This window comes from Phycisphaeraceae bacterium (genome assembly GCA_040222855.1).
Taxonomy (GTDB): domain Bacteria; phylum Planctomycetota; class Phycisphaerae; order Phycisphaerales; family Phycisphaeraceae; genus Mucisphaera.
In genome coordinates, this window is record JAVKCD010000003.1 from 82805 (window position 1) to 99821 (window position 17017).

Below are 17017 nucleotides of genomic sequence, written 5' to 3' on the forward strand. Positions count from 1 at the left end.
GGGCCGGTTGTTTAATCTGTGTTGAGCCAGCCGTGGGAGTCGATCAGGCTGATGACGCGATCGACGCAGGTGTCGAGATCGATTTCGTGGGTAGGTAGCGTGAGGTCAGGGCTTCGGGGAGCTTCGTAGGGCGCGTTGATGCCAGCGACATCGTGGAGTTCGCCCTTCTCGGCTTTGGTGTAGAAATCAGAGCCGGTGCGCTGCTTGCAGTAGTCGAGTGGAGCGGAGAGGTAGACCTCGGCGAAGCGGTGATCGCCTATGAGGTCGCGGGCCATGGTGCGGTCGGCCGCAGAGGGCGAGAGGAACGAGGCGATGGTGATGAGGCCGGCGTCGTTGGCGATGTGGGCGACTTCGGCGGCGCGGCGGGTGTGTTCGGTGCGGTCTTCGGGTGAGAAGCCGAGTCCGCGACTCAGACCCAGGCGTGTGCTGGCGCCATCGAGGACGTGGACAGCGCAGCCACGATCGAAGAGACGGCGTTCGAGGGCGTAAGCCAGCGCGGCCTTGCCGGAGCCGCTGAGCCCGGTGATCCATAGGGTGAAGGCCTGATGCCTGAGCTGGCGGGCACGCTCGGCGGGCTCGATCTCGCTCTTCTTACCCACCACAAACGGGCTCTGAATGACGGTCTGCTGACCGGCGCGGGTGTCGTTCTCGTCGGTGGACATCTCGAGGATCATGCCGGCACCGACGGTGTTGTTGGTCAGGCGGTCGATGACGATGAACGAGCCGGTCGTGCGGTTGACCTTGTAGGGGTCGTAGCAGATGGGTTCATCGACGGTGATCCGGCAGCGTCCGATGCCGTTGAGTTCGAGGTTGTCGGCGTCGTGTCGATGCAGGGTATTGACGTCGATGCGGTAGCGGAGTTCGGTGATGCGGCCCGGGACCAGCTTGTGAGTTTGCTTGATGATGTAGCCGCGGCCGGGGGTCATCGGCTCGTCGGTCATCCAGACCAGCATGGCCTCAAAGGTGCGCCCGGTGCGTGGGAGGTTGCGGGGGTGGACGATCATGTCGCCACGGGAGCAGTCGATCTCGTCCTCGAGGGTCAGGGTGACGGCCATGGGCGGGAAGGCTTCGTCTACAGGTCCCTCGAAGGTCACCACCTCGCGTACTTTCGAGGTTTTTCGGGACGGCAGCACCATCACCTCGTCGCCGGGACGAACGCGTCCGGAGGCGATGGTCCCGCAGAAGCCTCGGAAGTTGAGGTTGGGGCGGTTGACGATCTGAACGGGGTAGCGGAGGTCCACAAGGTTGCGGTCCGAGGCGATGTGCACGGTTTCGAGCAAGTGCATCAGCGTCGCGCCGCGGTACCAGGGCGTTTTCTCTGAGGGGTTGACCACGTTTTCCCCGTGGAGGGCGTCGATCGGGACAAAGCGGATGTCGGGGATGTCGAGGCGAGCAGCGAAGTCGGAGAAATCGGACTGGATGCGTTCGAAGGTCTCCTGACTGAAATCAACCAGGTCCATCTTGTTGATCGCGACGATGACGTGTCGGATGCCGAGGAGAGAGACGATAAAGGCGTGGCGTCGTGTCTGGGTGAGGACGCCGTGGCGTGCATCGATGAGGATGATGGCCAGGTCGCAGTTGGAGGCACCGGTGGCCATGTTGCGGGTGTACTGCTCGTGACCCGGGGTGTCGGCGATGATGAACTTGCGCTTGGGCGTCGAGAAGTAGCGGTAGGCGACATCGATGGTGATGCCCTGCTCGCGCTCGGCACGGAGGCCATCGGTCAGCAGCGCCGGGTCAAAGGCAGTGTCGGTGGTGCCGTAGCGGTCGGAATCGACCTGAAGCGCGGCGAGCTGGTCTTCGTAGACCATCTTCGAGTCGTAGAGCAGACGACCGATGAGTGTGGACTTGCCGTCATCGACAGACCCACAGGTAAGAAAGCGGAGCATCTCCTTGCGCTCGTTGAGGCGGAGATACGCATCGATATCGGTGGCGATGCTGTCGGCTTCGGCGTTGGCGTAGCTGGACGCGGATGATGGTTGGTCGCTGGTGGTCATGCTTATGTGGTCTGTAGAGGCTTAGTAATAGCCCTGGCGTTTCTTCTCTTCCATGGAAGCACCGGGGTCCTTATCGATCGTGCGGCCCTCGCGTTCTGAGCGGGTCGCCAGGAGCATCTCCTGGATGATCTGCGGGAGGGTGTTGGCTTTGCTGCGGGTGGCCCCGGAGAGGGGGTAGTCTCCGAGGGTTCGGAAGCGGACCCATTCTTTGGTTGCGTTTTTTGCGATCTCCGGGGGCACGCGGTCGTCATCGACGGCGATGAGCTGCCCTTCAAACTCGACAACGGGCAGCTCGGAGGCGAAGTAGATCGGGACGAGCTTGATGTTCTCGAGGTGGATGTACTGCCAGATATCGAGTTCGGTCCAGTTGGACAGGGGGAAGGATCGGATCTGTTCGCCCTTGTGGACCGAGCCGTTGTAGAGATTCCATAGTTCGGGCCGCTGGTTCTTGGGGTCCCAGCGGTGGTTCGAATCACGGAAGGAGTAGACGCGCTCCTTGGCGCGGGCTTTTTCCTCATCGCGGCGGCCGCCACCGAAGGCGGCATCGAAGCGGTACTTGTCGAGAGCCTGGCGGAGGGCACCGAGATTCATCACGTCGGTGAATGTCTTGCTGCCGTGGGTGAAGGGGCTTAGCCCCTGCTTGAGGCCTTCTTCGTTGATGTGGACCAGGACTTCGAGGCCGAGTTCGGCGACGATGTAGTCGTCGCGGAAGGTGTACATGGACTGGAAGTTCCAGCCGGTATCGATCTGGAGCAGCGGGAAGGGAGGCTTGCCCGGAGCGAACGCCTTGCGGGCGAGGTGGAGCATCACGCAGGAGTCTTTGCCGATCGAAAAGAGCATGACCGGCTTGTCGAACTGGGCGACGACCTCGCGGATGATGTGGATGCTCTCGGCCTCGAGGGTACGCAGGTGCGTGAGCCGGTAGGTGTCGAGATGAGCTGGAGGGTTGGCTGCGGGATCAGTCACGTCGTCGGGCTCTCCGGGGCGAGGGTGCCGGGTTCTACAGGGAGGGGTCGGGGTGTTACGATCAGACTCCCGTGGCTGGCGGATCTACCGATACGGTAACGGGTTGTGCGGTGAGATAAGCCGCTTGGGACCTTATCGGCGAAGGAGTTACTCGGTTGAGTCTATCGGAATCAGATGAGGTGTTGCTGGTGGCGGTTGAGGCGGCTGCGCTGGCGGCGGAGGCGTGCCGGCGGGTGCAGGCCCGGCGGGTGACGCCTGGGACACTGGAGAAGCGGGATAAGAGCCCGGTCACGGTCGCTGATTTCGCCTCACAGGCCCTGGTTTGCCGTCATCTGGCCAGCCATGCGGAAGTGACCGCAGTGGTCGGGGAGGAGTCGGCTGATGCCCTGCGGGGGGATGACGAGGCCCGGACCCGGTCCGCGGTGACCGAGGAGGTCGGGGCGTCACTGGGAGAAAACTGCTCGGAAGACGAGGTGCTGGGCTGGATCGAGCGGGGGTCTTCCGCGATCGAGCCCGGCAAGGGCTCTTATTGGACGCTGGACCCGATCGACGGGACCAAGGGCTTTCTTAGACGCGAGCAGTATGCGGTCGCCCTAGCGCTGATTGTGGAAGGGAAAGTGGAACTCGGCGTCCTGGCCTGCCCGAATCTGGAGATGCCCGACAGCCCGGGGGCTGGGACGCTGCTCGCGGCACGACGCGGGTCTGGTGTTACCCGGTTTGCACTTGGAGCGGACGGGTCGCTGGAAGCCAGAGACCTGCGGGTCATCGAGGGTGGGCCGCTGCGGTTCTGCGAGTCGGTCGAGTCGGCCCACAGCGATCAGAGCCAGTCGGCGGCGATCGCTGAGCGTGTCGGGATCACCGAGCCTCCCTACCGGATCGACAGCCAGGCGAAGTACGCGGCGCTGGCCTCGGGGCTGGCGTCGATCTACCTGCGGATGCCGACGCGCCCTGGGTATCGAGAAAAAATCTGGGACCACGCGGCGGGCTCGATCGTGGTCGAGGAGGCAGGCGGGGTCGTAACCGATGTCTCCGGACAACCGCTGGATTTCAGCCTCGGTCGCGAGCTAACCCGAAATCGGGGCATCGCGGCGAGTGTCGGTTTTGACCATGCTCGGATCATCGAAGCGATTGGTGCGGTGGCGACGCTGCCGGAGGAATAGAGCTTGAGCGACCCCAAAGCAACGAATGTGACGTGGCACGGCGGGGAGGTGGCTCGTGAGGATCGCGCGCGTCTGCTCGGCCAGCGCGGGGCGACGGTCTGGTTGACGGGCTTGTCGGGCAGCGGGAAGAGCACGGTGGCCGTGGCGGTCGAATCCGAGCTGACCCGCAGGGGCAAGCTGGCTTACCGGCTTGATGGCGACAACGTGCGGATGGGACTCAACGCGAACCTGGGCTTCTCTGACGAGGATCGTGTCGAGAACATCCGGCGGATCGGCGAGGTGACGAAGCTGATGGCCGACGCTGGGCTGATCGTGCTGAGCAGTTTCATCAGCCCGTTCCGGGAAGATCGAGGGCGCGTCCGCAAGCTGCACGAAGATGCGGGGTTGATGTTTATCGAGGTGTTCGTCGACTGCTCGCTCGAAGCAGCGGAGCACAGGGACCCCAAGGGCCTGTATCAAAAGGCACGTACCGGTCAGATCGCCGATTTCACCGGGATCAGCTCGCCGTATGAAGCGCCCGAACAAGCCGAGGTCACGCTGCGGACCGATGCGATGACGCTGAAGCAGGAAGTCGCTGCGGTGGTTGATGCGCTCGAATCGCGTGGTCTGTTGAGCGGCTGATTTCCTCCCGAACGGAACGTGTGCATGCCTTGGGAAGCCTGGTTTACGCTCGCGACACTGGTGGCCATGATCGTGGTGCTGGCGTGGAACCTGACTGGGCCTGATGTGGTGCTGCTGGGGACGATGACCGTGCTGGCTTCGCTGTCGCTCTTTAGTGATCGGATGCCGGGGATCGATGTGATGGTGAGCGGGTTTGGCAATCAGGGGTTGGTCACCATCGGCGTGCTGTTCGTCGTGGCAGCGGGTCTCCGGCAGACAGGCGCTGCGGAGATGCTGGCGCAGTGGTTTCTTGGGCGCCCCAAGGGTGCTTTAGCGGCTCAGCTACGGTTGATGCCGCCAGCCGCAGCGCTCTCGGCGTTTTTGAACAACACGGCGGTGGTGGCGGTGTTCCTACCGATCGTGCGCGACTGGGCGCGGAAGATTGGCGTGAGCCCGTCGCGACTGCTGATGCCACTGAGTTTCGCCACGATGCTTGGCGGGATGTGCACCCTCATCGGCACATCGACAAATCTGGTCGTTGACGGCCGGATGCGGTCGGACCCAAGCCTGCAAGGTGGATTGGGGATGTTCGAGATCGCCTGGGTGGGGCTGCCGTGCGCCATCGTTGGTATCGTCTACTTGCTGGTGGTGGGCCGCTGGTTGGTACCCGATCGTCAGCCCGCCCTTCAATCGGATGGGTGTGCGAGGGAATACGCCGTGGAGATGATCGTCGAACCCGATGGGGCGCTGGTCGGCTCGACGATCGAGGCGGCGGGCTTGAGGCATCTCCCCGGCCTCTACCTGGCTGAGATCGATCGTCGTGGCGAAGTCCTGGCGGCAGTCGGGCCGGGCGAGCGACTTGAAGCGGGCGACCGACTCGTTTTTGTGGGGATGGTGGCGTCGGTGGTGGACTTGCGGAAGATCAGGGGCTTGGCACCCGCGGAAGATGCGGTGTTCAAACTCGATGCCCCGCGCAGTGCCCGGCGGCTGATCGAGGGCGTGGTCTCGAATCGTTGCCCACTGGTGGGTAAATCGATCCGAGCGGGTCGTTTTCGCACGGTCTACAACGCCGCGGTGCTGGCAGTCGCGCGCAATGGCGAACGACTCCAACAGAAGATCGGCGACATCGTCCTCCAACCCGGTGACACGCTGCTGATGGAAGCCCCGTCGAGCTTCGTCGATCAGCGGCGTTACAGCCAGGACTTTTATCTGGTGAGCACGATCGATGATTCGGTCCCGCTTCGTCATGAAAAGGCCTGGGTTGCGCTGGTCGTTCTGACGCTGCTGGTGGTGGCTGTGGCGGCTGGTTTGCTGAGCATGCTGCATGCCTCGCTGGTCGCGGCGGGTCTAATGTGGCTCACACGCTGCTGCACGGCGGCGGAAGCCCGATCGTCCATCGACTGGCAGATCCTTCTGGTGATTGGTGCTGCACTAGGCCTCGGAACCGCCGTGGCCCAGTCGGGGCTTGCTGAGGGTGTTGCCTCAGCGATGATGACCCTCACAGGCGGGAGTGCTCTGCTCACCTTGATGGTGATCTTTGTGCTCGCGAATGTCTTTACCGAGATCATGACCAACGTGGCCGCCGCGCTGCTGGTCTACCCGATCGCGATGGCGAGTGCGGAGGGGCTGGGCGTCTCGCCGGTGCCGTACCTGATCACGATCATGATTGCCGCCTCGGCGAGTTTCTCGACGCCGATCGGGTATCAGACCAATCTGATGATCTACGGACCGGGCGGCTACCGATTCACGGATTACTCAAGGGTTGGGCTACCTTTGACGGCGCTGGTCCTGGTGGTGACGACGATCGTGACGCCTCTGATCTGGCCGTTCTGATTCACGAGTGACTGAGGACTCGATCGACGTTGTCACGCCAGTCGGGCATGGGACCAATCAGGTCCTCAGCGGGCTTGAGATCGAGCACGCTGTACGACGGACGCTTCGCCGGGCGAGGAAACTCACTGGTCGCGCAGGGCTGAACGACGCAAGCCGATCCAGTGGAACCAGCGACGTGGCTGGCCAGTTCGTGCCAGGTGCATTCGCCCCCATCGCAAACGTGGAAGAAGCCTTCGGCTTTCTTCTGCATCAGTTCGAGCGAAGCCATGGCGAGATGCTCTGCGGAGGTCGGTCGTCCGCGTTGATCAGCGACGACCTTCAACTCATCTCGATCAGCTGTGAGCTTGCGCATCGTCTGAACAAAGTTGTTGCCCCACGGCGCGTAGACCCAGCTCGTGCGGATCACCAGGTGTGAGGCTCGGGACTGCCGGATGGCTTTTTCGCCAGCGGCTTTCGAGCGTCCGTAAGCGTTCACAGGATCGTGGGGAGCATCAATCGGGTACGGGCTCGCGGCCTGACCGTTGAAGACGTAGTCGGTGGAGTAGTGGACAAGCTGCGCATTGATCTCGGCGGCGTGTTCGGCGAGCAGGCGTACGGCTGCACCGTTGATGACGGTCGCGGCGTGCTCGTGCTCTTCGGCACCATCAACATCCGTCCATGCCGCACAGTTGACGATGTGGGAGTAGCCCGATGACATCACGGCATCGATCGATGCGGGGCGTGTGAGATCGAGATCGGGTCGACCGATCGCCGTGTGGTCGATGCCCTTGGCTTCGAGCAAACGCTTCCACGCCGTGCCGAGCATCCCGTTGGGTGAGAGCAGGAGGGTCTTCATCAGGCGACTTCGGACTGGTAGGTGAAGGGCGAATCGAAATCACGCCAGGCGACAAGCTTGGCGTCCTTGTCCGACAGGATCGGTTCTCGACCGCCAAGACGCCAGTCGATGGCCAGGTCAGGGTCATCGAAACGGACGCCAGTGTCGCAGTCCGGGGCGTAGACATCGGAAACCTTGTACAGGAACTCCGTATCGGGTTCGAGGGTGACAAAGCCGTGGAGAAACCCGAAGGGAACGTACAGCTGGCGGGCGGAATCAGGATCTAGCTCGACAGCGACGTGCTGACCAAAGGTCGGCGAACCTTGACGAGCATCGACGGCGACATCGAGCACACGCCCACGGGTCACCCGAACCAGTTTGGCCTGCGCGTGGGGTGGTCGCTGGCAATGAAGTCCCCGGAGCGTTCCCGCCGAGGCAGACAGCGAATGATTGTCCTGCACGAAGTGGTCCGTGATCCCGGCTTCGGCCAGTCGCGGGCTGGAGTAGGTCTCCATAAAGAAGCCACGATGATCGCCAAACTTCTTCGGCTCGATGATGCGGACGCCCGGGATATCGGTCTCAAGGATCTGCATGATGGCGAGCTTCCGGTAATGAATGATCTGAGGGCGATACAGCACGCTGATTCTGTCTAAGCCACGCGGACCAGGCGACCAGCAGGATGCCCGGCAGCTCAAACAGAATGTTGAATCTCAGGACACCCGCTGGATCAATGGATCGTCCAAGGAAGATTTCAAGATTGTGGAACGAGACGGCGCGAGTCAGGACAAACCCAGCGATGATGACCAGCCCAATCAAGGCGATTCTCAGTCGCCAGAGAAGGGCGCGCATGAACCAGCAGATGCCACCCACGGCGAGGAACATCCCACCGGCCACAGACAAGACGAACCAGAGTTGCAAAGCGCGTTTGTAATCCATCCAGCCTTGTTCTCGTGCGATCTCGCGGCCGTACTGGGTGACCAGCGACTGAACATCGAGCTGCTTATTGAGGCATAGGACGCTCATGAGCACGGCAACACTCCACCAAAAAACCGATTCGCGCCCAGCCGCTGCCATGGCGGCTCGTGCCGAAGCAAACGCCGCCAGCGCGTAAGCAGCGACGATGATCCACGCCTCGATGGTCGGGTCGTTGATGCCGAGGTGCCAGCCCGGCGGAGTGGACAACGCCATCAGCATCACGACATCGGCTCCTCACGACTGCCGGTCAGACCGACTGGGCAACCGGCAACGCGAGGTGATTGGCTCCAGCGTCTTTCACAAGATTGGCCGCCCGATGCAGGCTCTCGAAGGTTCCCGCATCGGTCCACCAGCCTTCGAGAGGCTCGTACGTGAGGTCACCCCGTTCGAGGTAAGCCTGATTGACGTCGGTGATCTCGAGTTCACCGCGGCCTGAGGGCTTGAGGTTCTGGCACATCGAGAACACGTCGTTGTCGTAGAAGTAGATGCCCGTCACCGCCATGTTGCTCGGCGGGTTCTCGGGTTTCTCGATGATCCGGCTGACCTTGCCGTCGTCATCGAAAGCGACAACGCCAAAGCGCTCGGGATCGTGGACTTCCTTGAGCAGGAGCTTGGCTCCGGACCCCTGGGTAAAGAAATCGCCAGCAGCCTTGCGGATATTTCCCTCGACGATGTTGTCGCCGAGGATCACGCAGATCTTGTCGCCATCAGCGAAGTCCTCAGCCAGCTTCAGGGCATCGGCGATCCCGCCTTCACCTTCCTGATAGGCGTAGGCCAACTGCTTGAGACCGAGTTGCTTGCCGTTCTTGAGGAGCTTGAGGAAGTCGCCCGCGTGCTCCCCTCCTGTGACGATGAGGATCTCGTTTATCCCGGCGTTCAGCAGGCACTGGATGGGGTAATAGATCATCGGCCGGTCGTAGACCGGCAGCAGATGCTTGTTGGTGACGAGGGTCAGAGGACGCAACCGGGTCCCGAGACCTCCTGCCAGTATGACGCCTTTCATAGACAGCACCCTTAAGAGGTTCATCCATAGCTAGAATGAGGATCGGTCAACGTGGCACGCCGGTCAAGCCGATGGTCGGATTAACCCCGCGTCCTCAGCGAGAATGGGAGCACAGGCGTCATGAACATCCTGATCACAGGCGGCAGCGGCTTTATCGGGTCCAACTTTGTCCGCTTCGCCCTCGAAAGCCGAAACGACACGTCCGTCATCAACCTGGACGTCCTGACCTACTCGGGAAATCCCGATAACCTCCGCGACATCGAGACCCGCTTCCCGGAGCGATACCGGTTTGTACATGGCGATATCCGCGATATCGAGCTGATGGAATCCCTGATCGCAGAGGTCGATGTCGTCATCCACATGGCCGCGGAGAGTCACGTCGATCGCTCGATCATCGACGGACGGCCCTTCGTCGAGACCAACGTCCTCGGAACCCAGTGCCTCCTCGACGCCTTTCGACGGGCTGATGCGAAGAAGCAGAAGCGACTCGTGCACGTCTCGACCGATGAGGTCTATGGCGACCTCCCACTGGACCAGCCGGAGCTGAAGTTTAATGAGACCACGCCTTACCACCCCAGCAGCCCCTACTCGGCGAGCAAAGCGGCATCCGACCATCTTGTCCGCGCGTGCTATCACACCCACGGCATCCACGCCTGCATCACCAACTGCTCGAATAACTTCGGGCCGTATCAGTTTCCGGAAAAAGTCATTCCACTGTTCGTGACGAATCTGATCCAGGGGATGAAGGTCCCGCTCTACGGTGATGGCAAGAACGTGCGTGACTGGCTGCACGTCATCGATCACTGCGAGGCCGTCCTGCTGGTCGCCGAAAAGGGAACATCCGGCGAGACCTACAACATCGGCGGGAACAACGAGCGATCGAATCTAGAACTCACGCATGCGATCCTTGAGGTCATGGGGCATGGCGAGGAGATGATCGAGTACGTCCCGGACCGCAAAGGACACGACCGGCGCTACGCGATCGACGCTTCCAAGATCGCCCGGGAACTCGGGTGGGAACCCTCACGATCGGCCTGGCCCGAGGGTCTGGAGCAGACCTGCCAGTGGTACAAGGACAACGTCGACTGGTGGCAACGTATCCGCAGCGGGGCATACCGCGAGTATTATGAACAGCAGTACCAGGCCGGAGCCAGCTCTCTGGGCCACTAATCCTCTGTAACATCGTGAGAATGCATGGACGCGAATCAACCAACCTCCCTGCCGATCGCCCACGCAACCGAGCACGACCCGCCCAAGGTCTGGGTCATAGCCGAGATCGGCGTCAACCACGATGGGTCGGTCGAAAAGGCGATGACCCTTATCGATCACGCGGTGGAGACCGGCTGCAATGCGTTGAAGTTTCAACTCTTCCGCCCGGATCGACTCCTGTCTGCTGAGGCCTCCCTGGCTACCTATCAGCAATCCGCTGCGGACTCGCCCGCTGACCTGCTCGAGCCGTTAGCACTCTCCATCGAATCGATGAAAAAGCTGCGTGATAACGCACGAGATGCTGGGATTGCGTTCGGCGTCACGCCGTTTAGCCCGGATGATGTGGAAGACCTCAAAGCCTTAGGCGTTGATTTCATCAAGATCGCCTCGCCGGATGCCGTGAACCTCCCGCTCATCGATCGGTGCCTGAAGCTCGAGCTGCCGATGGTGATCTCGACCGGAGCCTGCGAACGCCACGAAGTCGAGCCAGTCGCCACTCGACTCAAGCAGCACAAAGCAGGCGGGGCACTGCTGCACTGTGTCTCGTCCTATCCGACGCCAATGAAGCAGGCCGCCCTCGGCGGGATCCAGGCATTGCGTGATGCCTTTGGCGTCCGCGTCGGATACTCCGACCACACCGCCTCGATCGAGACCGGTGCCTTGGCGGTTACCGCAGGCGCCTGTCTTCTCGAAAAACACCTGACACACGACCCCTCCGCCCCCGGTCCTGACCACAGTGCCAGCCTGTCGCCAACACAGATGAAGGCCTACGTTGCCCATGTACGGCAGGCACAGAGTGTGCTCGGGCCCATCCGCAAAACGGTTCAGGATGTCGAGCAGGATGTCCGGCGGGTGTCCCGGCAGAGCGTCTGCGCCGTCCGCGACCTCCCAGAAGGGCATCGCCTGACCCGGGAAGACCTGACCGTCAAACGACCCGGCCTGGGTATCCGTCCCGAGAGACTCAACGAAGTCATCGGACGATCGCTCCGCAAGGCCATCGAGGCCAATCACCTGCTCCAGGATGATCACCTGGTCTGAACATCAACAAAAACACCGGCGGGCAAGCCGCCGGTGTCTGCTGAGTTCATCGATCAATCTGTGGGTCAGGCCGGGTTGGGCATCGCCCCGCCTGTGGGCAGGTCGGGCTCCGGCGGGCTGATGGTCACGCCGGGCTTCTCTTCATCTTCGAGTTTCTTCTTCTTTTCAGCCGCCAGCAGATCACTGACCGTCTTGCGCGACAGCGGTTCACCGTCAAGAACCTTCTGCACCTCATCCGAGGTCAGGGTTTCATATTTGATCAGAGCCTGCGCGAGATCATCCGTCTGCTGACGATGTGTCTCGATGATCGTCTTGGCCTCGTTGTAGGTCCGGTCGATAATCGCCTTGATCTCCTGGTCAATCGTCTGGGCTGTCTCATCAGAGTAGGGACGATCAGACTGTTCCCAGGGGTTCTTACCCTCGTCAGCGCCGTAGAGCCTGAAACCAAGGCGCTCACTCATGCCGTACTCGGTGATCATCGCGCGAGCGATGTCGGTGACCTGGCGGATGTCGCCCGCGGTGCCGTTGTACTGGTCGCCGGTGAACATCTCTTCGGCGATACGCCCGCCGAATGAAACCCGCATGTACGCCAGCAACTGCCTGCGTGAAAGAATGTGCTTGTCCTTCTCGGGCAACATGTGGGTCGCCCCGAGCGAACGCCCGCGAGGGATGATCGTGACCTTATGAAGAGGCTCAGCGTCCTCGTCGAAGTGCGTCACGATCGCGTGCCCCGCCTCGTGATAGGCGATGACCTTCTTCTCATCCTCTTCCAACCGGGCACTCTTGCGCGACCGACCCCACCGGACCTTGTCCCGGGCCTCTTCGAGGTCCGTTTGCTCGACGAAATCCTTGCCCTGCATGGTCGCCGCGATCGCCGCCTCGTTGATGATCGCCGACAAGTCAGCCCCGGAGAACATCGGCGTCCCGCGAGCAACCTTCTCCAGATCGACATCAGGACCGGTCTTGATCTTCTGGGCATGGACCTTGAGGATCTCAAACCGCCCCGCCACATCGGGTAGCGGGACCTGGATCTGCCGGTCGAACCGGCCCGGACGGATCAGCGCCGGGTCGAGCACGTCAGCCCGGTTGGTCGCCGCCATCACGATCACCTGATCCGACGACTCGAAGCCGTCCATCTCGACGAGGATCGCGTTGAGGGTCTGCTCTCGTTCATCATGCCCGCCGGAGTTGAAGCCAGAACCACGCTTGCGGCCCACAGCGTCGATCTCATCCAGGAAAATGATGCAGGGCGACGATTCTTTTGCCTGCTTAAAAAGATCGCGGACGCGGCTGGCCCCGACGCCGACGAACATCTCAACAAAGTCCGACCCGCTGATCGAGAAGAACGGCACCTCGGCCTCGCCAGCGACCGCCTTGGCCAGCAGCGTCTTGCCGCAACCGGGCGAGCCGATCAGCAGCACACCCCGGGGGACACGCCCGCCAAGCCGCTGGAACTTCTTAGGGTTCTTGAGAAACTCGATGACCTCGGTCACCTCGTCCTTGGCCTCCTCGATGCCCGCAACATCGTTGAGCCGGACCGTGGAGTGCTCCTTGCTCACGACCTTGTGTCGTGACCGCCCGAACGCCCCGAGCATCCCGCCCCCTGCCCCGCCCGACCGCATCGGCCGGATGAAGAAGAAGTAGATCAGCAGAACGATGAACAGAATCGGTCCCCACGACAACAGGATCGGCAGCAGCAGGGAGTTGTCGACCTTCTCCTTCACATCCTGACCGACTTGATCGAGTTGATGCAGGCGCAGGTTCTTTGACTGCGGACTGATCACGGTCTGCCGCAGAAGGTTATCGGCCTCACCAGCCACCCCGGGAGCGTCGGGTTTGATCTTGCCCACGATCTTGGTGTCATGAGCGGTCACGGCCTCCTCGAACTGCCCCGTCTCCGCCAGTCCGTAGAACTGCTCCCAGGTTATCTCCTTGGCCTGCTGCGGGACATTGCTCGCCAGCAGCAGGACGGTCACGACCAGTGCCACGACCATGATCCAGCCGAACGCCCCGCGAGACATCATGCTGGGCGGTTTCTGGCCCTGAGGCTTCTTCCCGCCATCCGATTCCTGGTTCTCGTCGTTTCGTTCTTTGACTTTGTCGTGGTCCGGATCGGCCATCAGATTCCTTCGTTTGCTGGTCTCTCGTCCTGTCCCATGATAGCCCGCTTAGCGGGGCGATCGCGAGAGCGGTCCCATGGCTGCAACAAGACCGCTGCCCCTTGTCATCGGCCTCCCCGTCGAAGATCACCAGTCCGAGCGCATCTCGGACACGATCTCCCGAGCCAGGTTCTCGACCGCGGTGTGCTGAGCGACCTCCAGCCGCTCGCCGACCGGCAGCGACGCCACCTGACGACCCACGCCCCGGAGCCCGCGAACGCCGGCTTTTTGGGACCCATCACGCAGATCACGCCACTCAAAGTCCACCACCACCGTCAGTTCCAGCTCCTGCGGGACCCCGCCCTCACGGCGACGGCTGAGCTGCGTCCGGTCCACCGAGACGACCGTGCCCTGAAGGATCGTGTCGGCGGCCGAGGGCGTCGTGATCCGATAAGCCGTGCGCTTCTGGACCTCGATCACGATCGCCCGCGCCAGGTCCTGCTCGACCTCCCGGAGGAACGTGCGATTCTCAAAGGTCGCGATCGCGATGGTCCTCACCTCGGGATCGAAGGCGTCCTGAGCCGAATACTGGCAACCCGCCAGCATCATCGACAGACAGATAAGTGTCAGCAGCACACGATTCACTCGTAAGCTCCGAGTTCGTTGAGTCGTTCAGCGGCGTCACCAGCGACACCGGTGCGCGGGTACTCCGTCACGATCCGCCGGTAGATCGCGGCCGCGCCCCGCTTCTCACCCCGCCGCTCGTACCACTTGGCGTTCTCCATATCCGACATCGCCAGCGACTCATCCACCCGGAGAAGCAACGCCTCGATGCCGATCTTCTCTGCCGACGCGGGGAACTCGGCCCGGTAGATCAGCAGCCGCTCGCGAGCTTCGAGGAGTCCCGTCGCGTCGTACTTCGGCCCCTTGAACCGCGCGAGATTCGAGAGCACCAGCCGCAGCAGCGCCCACTCACGCCGGTTCGATTCCGGGTAGTTCTCCAGGAAAATGTCGTAGGCCTCGCTGGCCAGGAACATCTGCGCATTGTCGTAGTAATAATCCGCCAACAGGAGACTGGCTCGCTCTCCGAGGTCACTGCCCGGAACCCGCTCCTGAATCCGAATCAGCAGCTCCTCGCCCTCGCCGTCAGCCGGAAGAATCGCAAAGCCCAGCAGCTTTCGCTTGACGCCCGAGGTGTAGAGCCGAGCGATCTCGAACTCTCGCTCGAGTGCCGTAAAAAACGCCTCGCTGCCGGGATACACCCGGATGACGTATTCGTAGTCAAACAACGCCTTGTAGTACCGCTCCTGTGAGACCAGCGCATCCCCCCGGAGTAACCGTGCCTCGATCTCAAGCTCGTGGTCCGGGTGGTTCCTGATCCAGCGCGTCGCCAGGTCCTCAGCTTCCTCGCCCTCGCCCTCCGCGATGAGCCGCCGGATGTCCTCCAGCCCCGCCGCCGGCGTTCCCGGCTCAGGACCGGGCTGACGCACCAACTCACCCGACTCGTCCATCTCATAGCGCGTCTGTGCGCCCGCAGGGCATGCGGTAACGATCGCGAGCATCAATCCGGCCAGCAGGGCTGTGCACATCGTCCGTGTCGGCATAGGGCCATGCTACGCCAAGCCTGCGGGTCGAGCGACCCTGGCCCGGGGCTTGGAGGACCGGTGCGGAATGCGTATGATGCCGCCTGAGTCGGGTCACGTACCCGCACGCCTCCCTAGCTCAATCGGCAGAGCAGCTGACTCTTAATCAGCGGGTTGAAGGTTCGAGTCCTTCGGGAGGCATTTAGATAACCCGTACCCTCAAAGTCACCCAATAAAAAGGGCGAAGCCCCTCTAACCAGCGTGGTCTGGGGAGCGGATGTAGGTGACGGCCCAGCCATCGGCACCAGCGACCTGGTAGCCGTGCTTGGCGAGACGCTTGGTCCAGCGACGGGCTTTCGCGAGGGGGCGGTGGCCCTCGTAAGTGAGCGCGACGACGGTGGGGAAGATATTGGCTGCTTCGAGGGATTCGAGGACCTTGTCTTCAGCACCTTCGATGTTCATTTTAAGAAGGTCCAGGCGATCGTGTCCGAGTTCCTTCATGGCGGTCGCAACGGTCACACAGGGGGCCTCAAAGTAGGCTCTGCCCTCATCGTCTTCGACGATCGAGTGCGAGACATGATCGGGCTTCTCGGGAGCGAAGAACCGCATCGTGATGTCTTCTTTCCAGAGGCCCTTGGGCACGAGCGTGAAGTTTGGGAGGGGGGGATCAATACGTTCAACGAACTGAATCGCCCGAGGCGTGGGGTCGAAGCCGAACACATGAACGCCCTTTTTCTCCATGAGCGCAAGTTCAAAACGGATCTGTTCGCCAACTCCTGCGCAGTAGCAGACCCAGTCTGGCTGAATGAGATCTGATGGCATGATCCACCCGCTGAGGGTCTCGCAGGGGAAGGGTGTCTTGGGTCGGTGAGACCAATGGAGAAAGTGCTTGGTGATGTGCCAGTGAACGAAGAGGCTAATGCGTCGGGTGAGTTTGTTCAGCATGGCGGTGACCTATGATCAAACGAGCTGGGCCGCAGCGACGAGGTGGTGATACGCCTAGGCGGGGCGACGACATTCGATGCCGAGGCAATCGTGCCATCGGTCTGGGTGTTCAATGGTGCTGAACTTGGCGTCGGCAGAGTCGCCAAGGGAGGCGCGGCGGATGTCAGTAAAGCCAGCGTCCTTGAGCTCGGCCTCTAGGGCCAGGTAATCCCACATCCAGAGATGCCGGTAGTTTCCGAAACAAACAGCCATGAAGCCCTGAAGACCTCGAGGGCGTCGCTCGACGCCCAACAAGGCCTGCCTCATGAAGTTGGGGGCGGCCTCGTGAGAAGGATTGTCGACGTATGTGCGGATGTACTGTTCGAGGTCAGGGAGCACAAGGCGGAAGATGGCGCCTGGCTTGAGGACAGTGTGGGTGTTCTTCAGCGCAGCGCGCAAGTCGTTGAAGGACAGGTGTTCGAGGACGTGAGAGCAGTAGATGCCGTCGCAGGAGCCTGCGGGAAGAGGCAGACCTTTGACAATATCGCCGTACTCGACAGCATCGGGGAATCGGTTGGCATTCTTAGTGTAGAGCTTGCCGATAAGGGGGATTCGCTCGAAGCGGAGTGTTGGCGAGGCGTCAAAGTTGCGCCAGCCTTCGGGGGCGGAATGCCCGCAGCCGTATTGGACGTAAGAAGATTCAGTCATCAAGGGTGTCTTTGCCTTGAGGTAAGAACGACGGGCTCTCAAGTAAACATACGGAATCTGACATCGGCAAGGTAAGCCGGGGGCTTGTGGGCCTGCTGGCCAGATGGG

The 17017-nt window shown here is 61.8% G+C and carries 16 protein-coding genes and 1 tRNA gene; 6 read left to right on the forward strand and 11 right to left on the reverse strand.

Going from position 1 to position 17017, the window contains the following annotated elements:
• Window positions 1-11: 11 nt before the first annotated feature.
• Together cysN and cysD are read right to left on the reverse strand one after the other, a co-directional pair.
• A complete protein-coding gene (gene cysN, locus RIG82_00360) occupies window positions 12-1997 on the reverse strand; it encodes a sulfate adenylyltransferase subunit CysN (GenBank protein ID MEQ9459390.1) in 1986 nt (661 codons plus the stop codon).
• 21 nt (window positions 1998-2018) lie between these two features.
• Window positions 2019-2963 carry a sulfate adenylyltransferase subunit CysD gene (gene cysD / locus RIG82_00365; protein MEQ9459391.1) on the reverse strand — a complete coding sequence of 315 codons (945 nt, stop codon included), beginning with the start codon at window positions 2961-2963 and terminating at the stop codon, window positions 2019-2021.
• Between the two features lie 155 nt (window positions 2964-3118).
• Here cysD and RIG82_00370 point away from each other — a divergent pair, with 155 nt between their 5' ends.
• Genes RIG82_00370 through RIG82_00380 form a run of 3 tightly spaced genes read left to right on the forward strand, consistent with a single transcriptional unit; the run spans window position 3119 to window position 6556 of the window.
• A complete protein-coding gene (locus RIG82_00370) occupies window positions 3119-4123 on the forward strand; it encodes a 3'(2'),5'-bisphosphate nucleotidase (protein ID MEQ9459392.1) in 1005 nt (334 codons plus the stop codon).
• A gap of 3 nt (window positions 4124-4126) precedes the next feature.
• Complete coding sequence (cysC, locus tag RIG82_00375) at window positions 4127-4744, forward strand: adenylyl-sulfate kinase (protein ID MEQ9459393.1); 618 nt, start codon at window positions 4127-4129, stop codon at window positions 4742-4744.
• A 24-nt stretch (window positions 4745-4768) separates the two neighbouring features.
• Window positions 4769-6556: an SLC13 family permease gene (locus RIG82_00380; protein ID MEQ9459394.1), complete on the forward strand. Its 1788-nt coding sequence runs from the start codon at window positions 4769-4771 to the stop codon at window positions 6554-6556.
• Window position 6557: 1 nt separating this feature from the next.
• On the opposite strand, the gene rfbD is transcribed toward RIG82_00380, so the two are convergent.
• Genes rfbD through RIG82_00400 form a run of 4 tightly spaced genes read right to left on the reverse strand, consistent with a single transcriptional unit; the run spans window position 6558 to window position 9372 of the window.
• Window positions 6558-7391 carry a dTDP-4-dehydrorhamnose reductase gene (gene rfbD, locus RIG82_00385; GenBank protein ID MEQ9459395.1) on the reverse strand — a complete coding sequence of 278 codons (834 nt, stop codon included), beginning with the start codon at window positions 7389-7391 and terminating at the stop codon, window positions 6558-6560.
• Entirely contained in the window at window positions 7391-7963 is a 573-nt protein-coding gene (gene rfbC / locus RIG82_00390; GenBank protein ID MEQ9459396.1) for a dTDP-4-dehydrorhamnose 3,5-epimerase, read from the reverse strand. The genes rfbD and rfbC overlap by 1 nt, the downstream gene beginning before the upstream one ends.
• Window positions 7950-8564 carry a hypothetical protein gene (locus RIG82_00395; GenBank protein ID MEQ9459397.1) on the reverse strand — a complete coding sequence of 205 codons (615 nt, stop codon included), beginning with the start codon at window positions 8562-8564 and terminating at the stop codon, window positions 7950-7952. The genes rfbC and RIG82_00395 overlap by 14 nt, the downstream gene beginning before the upstream one ends.
• Window positions 8565-8592: 28 nt before the next feature.
• On the reverse strand, window positions 8593-9372 hold the full coding sequence (locus RIG82_00400) for a sugar phosphate nucleotidyltransferase (protein MEQ9459398.1): 780 nt from the start codon (window positions 9370-9372) through the stop codon (window positions 8593-8595).
• A 96-nt stretch (window positions 9373-9468) separates the two neighbouring features.
• Here RIG82_00400 and rfbB point away from each other — a divergent pair, with 96 nt between their 5' ends.
• Together rfbB and RIG82_00410 are read left to right on the forward strand one after the other, a co-directional pair.
• On the forward strand, window positions 9469-10518 hold the full coding sequence (gene rfbB / locus RIG82_00405; GenBank protein ID MEQ9459399.1) for a dTDP-glucose 4,6-dehydratase: 1050 nt from the start codon (window positions 9469-9471) through the stop codon (window positions 10516-10518).
• A 24-nt stretch (window positions 10519-10542) separates the two neighbouring features.
• Window positions 10543-11595 (forward strand): N-acetylneuraminate synthase family protein, encoded by a 1053-nt coding sequence (locus RIG82_00410; GenBank protein MEQ9459400.1) that lies wholly within the window; start codon window positions 10543-10545, stop codon window positions 11593-11595.
• Between the two features lie 65 nt (window positions 11596-11660).
• Here RIG82_00410 and ftsH read toward each other — a convergent pair whose 3' ends face one another.
• The 3 genes from ftsH to bamD form a co-directional block, all read right to left on the reverse strand.
• Complete coding sequence (ftsH, locus tag RIG82_00415) at window positions 11661-13715, reverse strand: ATP-dependent zinc metalloprotease FtsH (protein MEQ9459401.1); 2055 nt, start codon at window positions 13713-13715, stop codon at window positions 11661-11663.
• 126 nt (window positions 13716-13841) lie between these two features.
• Window positions 13842-14339, reverse strand: coding sequence for an LptE family protein (locus tag RIG82_00420; protein ID MEQ9459402.1), 498 nt, complete (start codon window positions 14337-14339; stop codon window positions 13842-13844).
• Complete coding sequence (gene bamD, locus RIG82_00425; GenBank protein MEQ9459403.1) at window positions 14336-15298, reverse strand: outer membrane protein assembly factor BamD; 963 nt, start codon at window positions 15296-15298, stop codon at window positions 14336-14338. The genes RIG82_00420 and bamD overlap by 4 nt, the downstream gene beginning before the upstream one ends.
• A 107-nt stretch (window positions 15299-15405) precedes the next feature.
• Between bamD and RIG82_00430 the strand changes: the two genes are divergently transcribed.
• A tRNA-Lys gene (locus RIG82_00430) sits at window positions 15406-15478 on the forward strand.
• 51 nt (window positions 15479-15529) lie between these two features.
• Here RIG82_00430 and RIG82_00435 read toward each other — a convergent pair.
• Complete coding sequence (locus RIG82_00435) at window positions 15530-16099, reverse strand: FkbM family methyltransferase (protein MEQ9459404.1); 570 nt, start codon at window positions 16097-16099, stop codon at window positions 15530-15532.
• 177 nt (window positions 16100-16276) lie between these two features.
• Window positions 16277-16909: a methyltransferase domain-containing protein gene (locus tag RIG82_00440; protein ID MEQ9459405.1), complete on the reverse strand. Its 633-nt coding sequence runs from the start codon at window positions 16907-16909 to the stop codon at window positions 16277-16279.
• Window positions 16910-17017 lie beyond the last annotated feature (108 nt).

Excerpts from the sequence above, each read along its gene's own strand:
- cysN (MEQ9459390.1), bottom strand. The coding sequence starts at position 1,997 with ATGACCACCAGCGACCAACCATCATCCGCGTCCAGCTACGCCAACGCC.
- RIG82_00380 (MEQ9459394.1), top strand. The coding sequence starts at position 4,769 with ATGCCTTGGGAAGCCTGGTTTACGCTCGCGACACTGGTGGCCATGATC.
- rfbD (MEQ9459395.1), bottom strand. The coding sequence starts at position 7,391 with ATGAAGACCCTCCTGCTCTCACCCAACGGGATGCTCGGCACGGCGTGG.
- rfbC (MEQ9459396.1), bottom strand. The coding sequence starts at position 7,963 with ATGCAGATCCTTGAGACCGATATCCCGGGCGTCCGCATCATCGAGCCG.
- RIG82_00395 (MEQ9459397.1), bottom strand. The coding sequence starts at position 8,564 with ATGCTGATGGCGTTGTCCACTCCGCCGGGCTGGCACCTCGGCATCAAC.
- RIG82_00400 (MEQ9459398.1), bottom strand. The coding sequence starts at position 9,372 with ATGAACCTCTTAAGGGTGCTGTCTATGAAAGGCGTCATACTGGCAGGA.
- rfbB (MEQ9459399.1), top strand. The coding sequence starts at position 9,469 with ATGAACATCCTGATCACAGGCGGCAGCGGCTTTATCGGGTCCAACTTT.
- RIG82_00410 (MEQ9459400.1), top strand. The coding sequence starts at position 10,543 with ATGGACGCGAATCAACCAACCTCCCTGCCGATCGCCCACGCAACCGAG.
- ftsH (MEQ9459401.1), bottom strand. The coding sequence starts at position 13,715 with ATGGCCGATCCGGACCACGACAAAGTCAAAGAACGAAACGACGAGAAC.
- bamD (MEQ9459403.1), bottom strand. The coding sequence starts at position 15,298 with ATGCCGACACGGACGATGTGCACAGCCCTGCTGGCCGGATTGATGCTC.
- RIG82_00435 (MEQ9459404.1), bottom strand. The coding sequence starts at position 16,099 with ATGCCATCAGATCTCATTCAGCCAGACTGGGTCTGCTACTGCGCAGGA.
- RIG82_00440 (MEQ9459405.1), bottom strand. The coding sequence starts at position 16,909 with ATGACTGAATCTTCTTACGTCCAATACGGCTGCGGGCATTCCGCCCCC.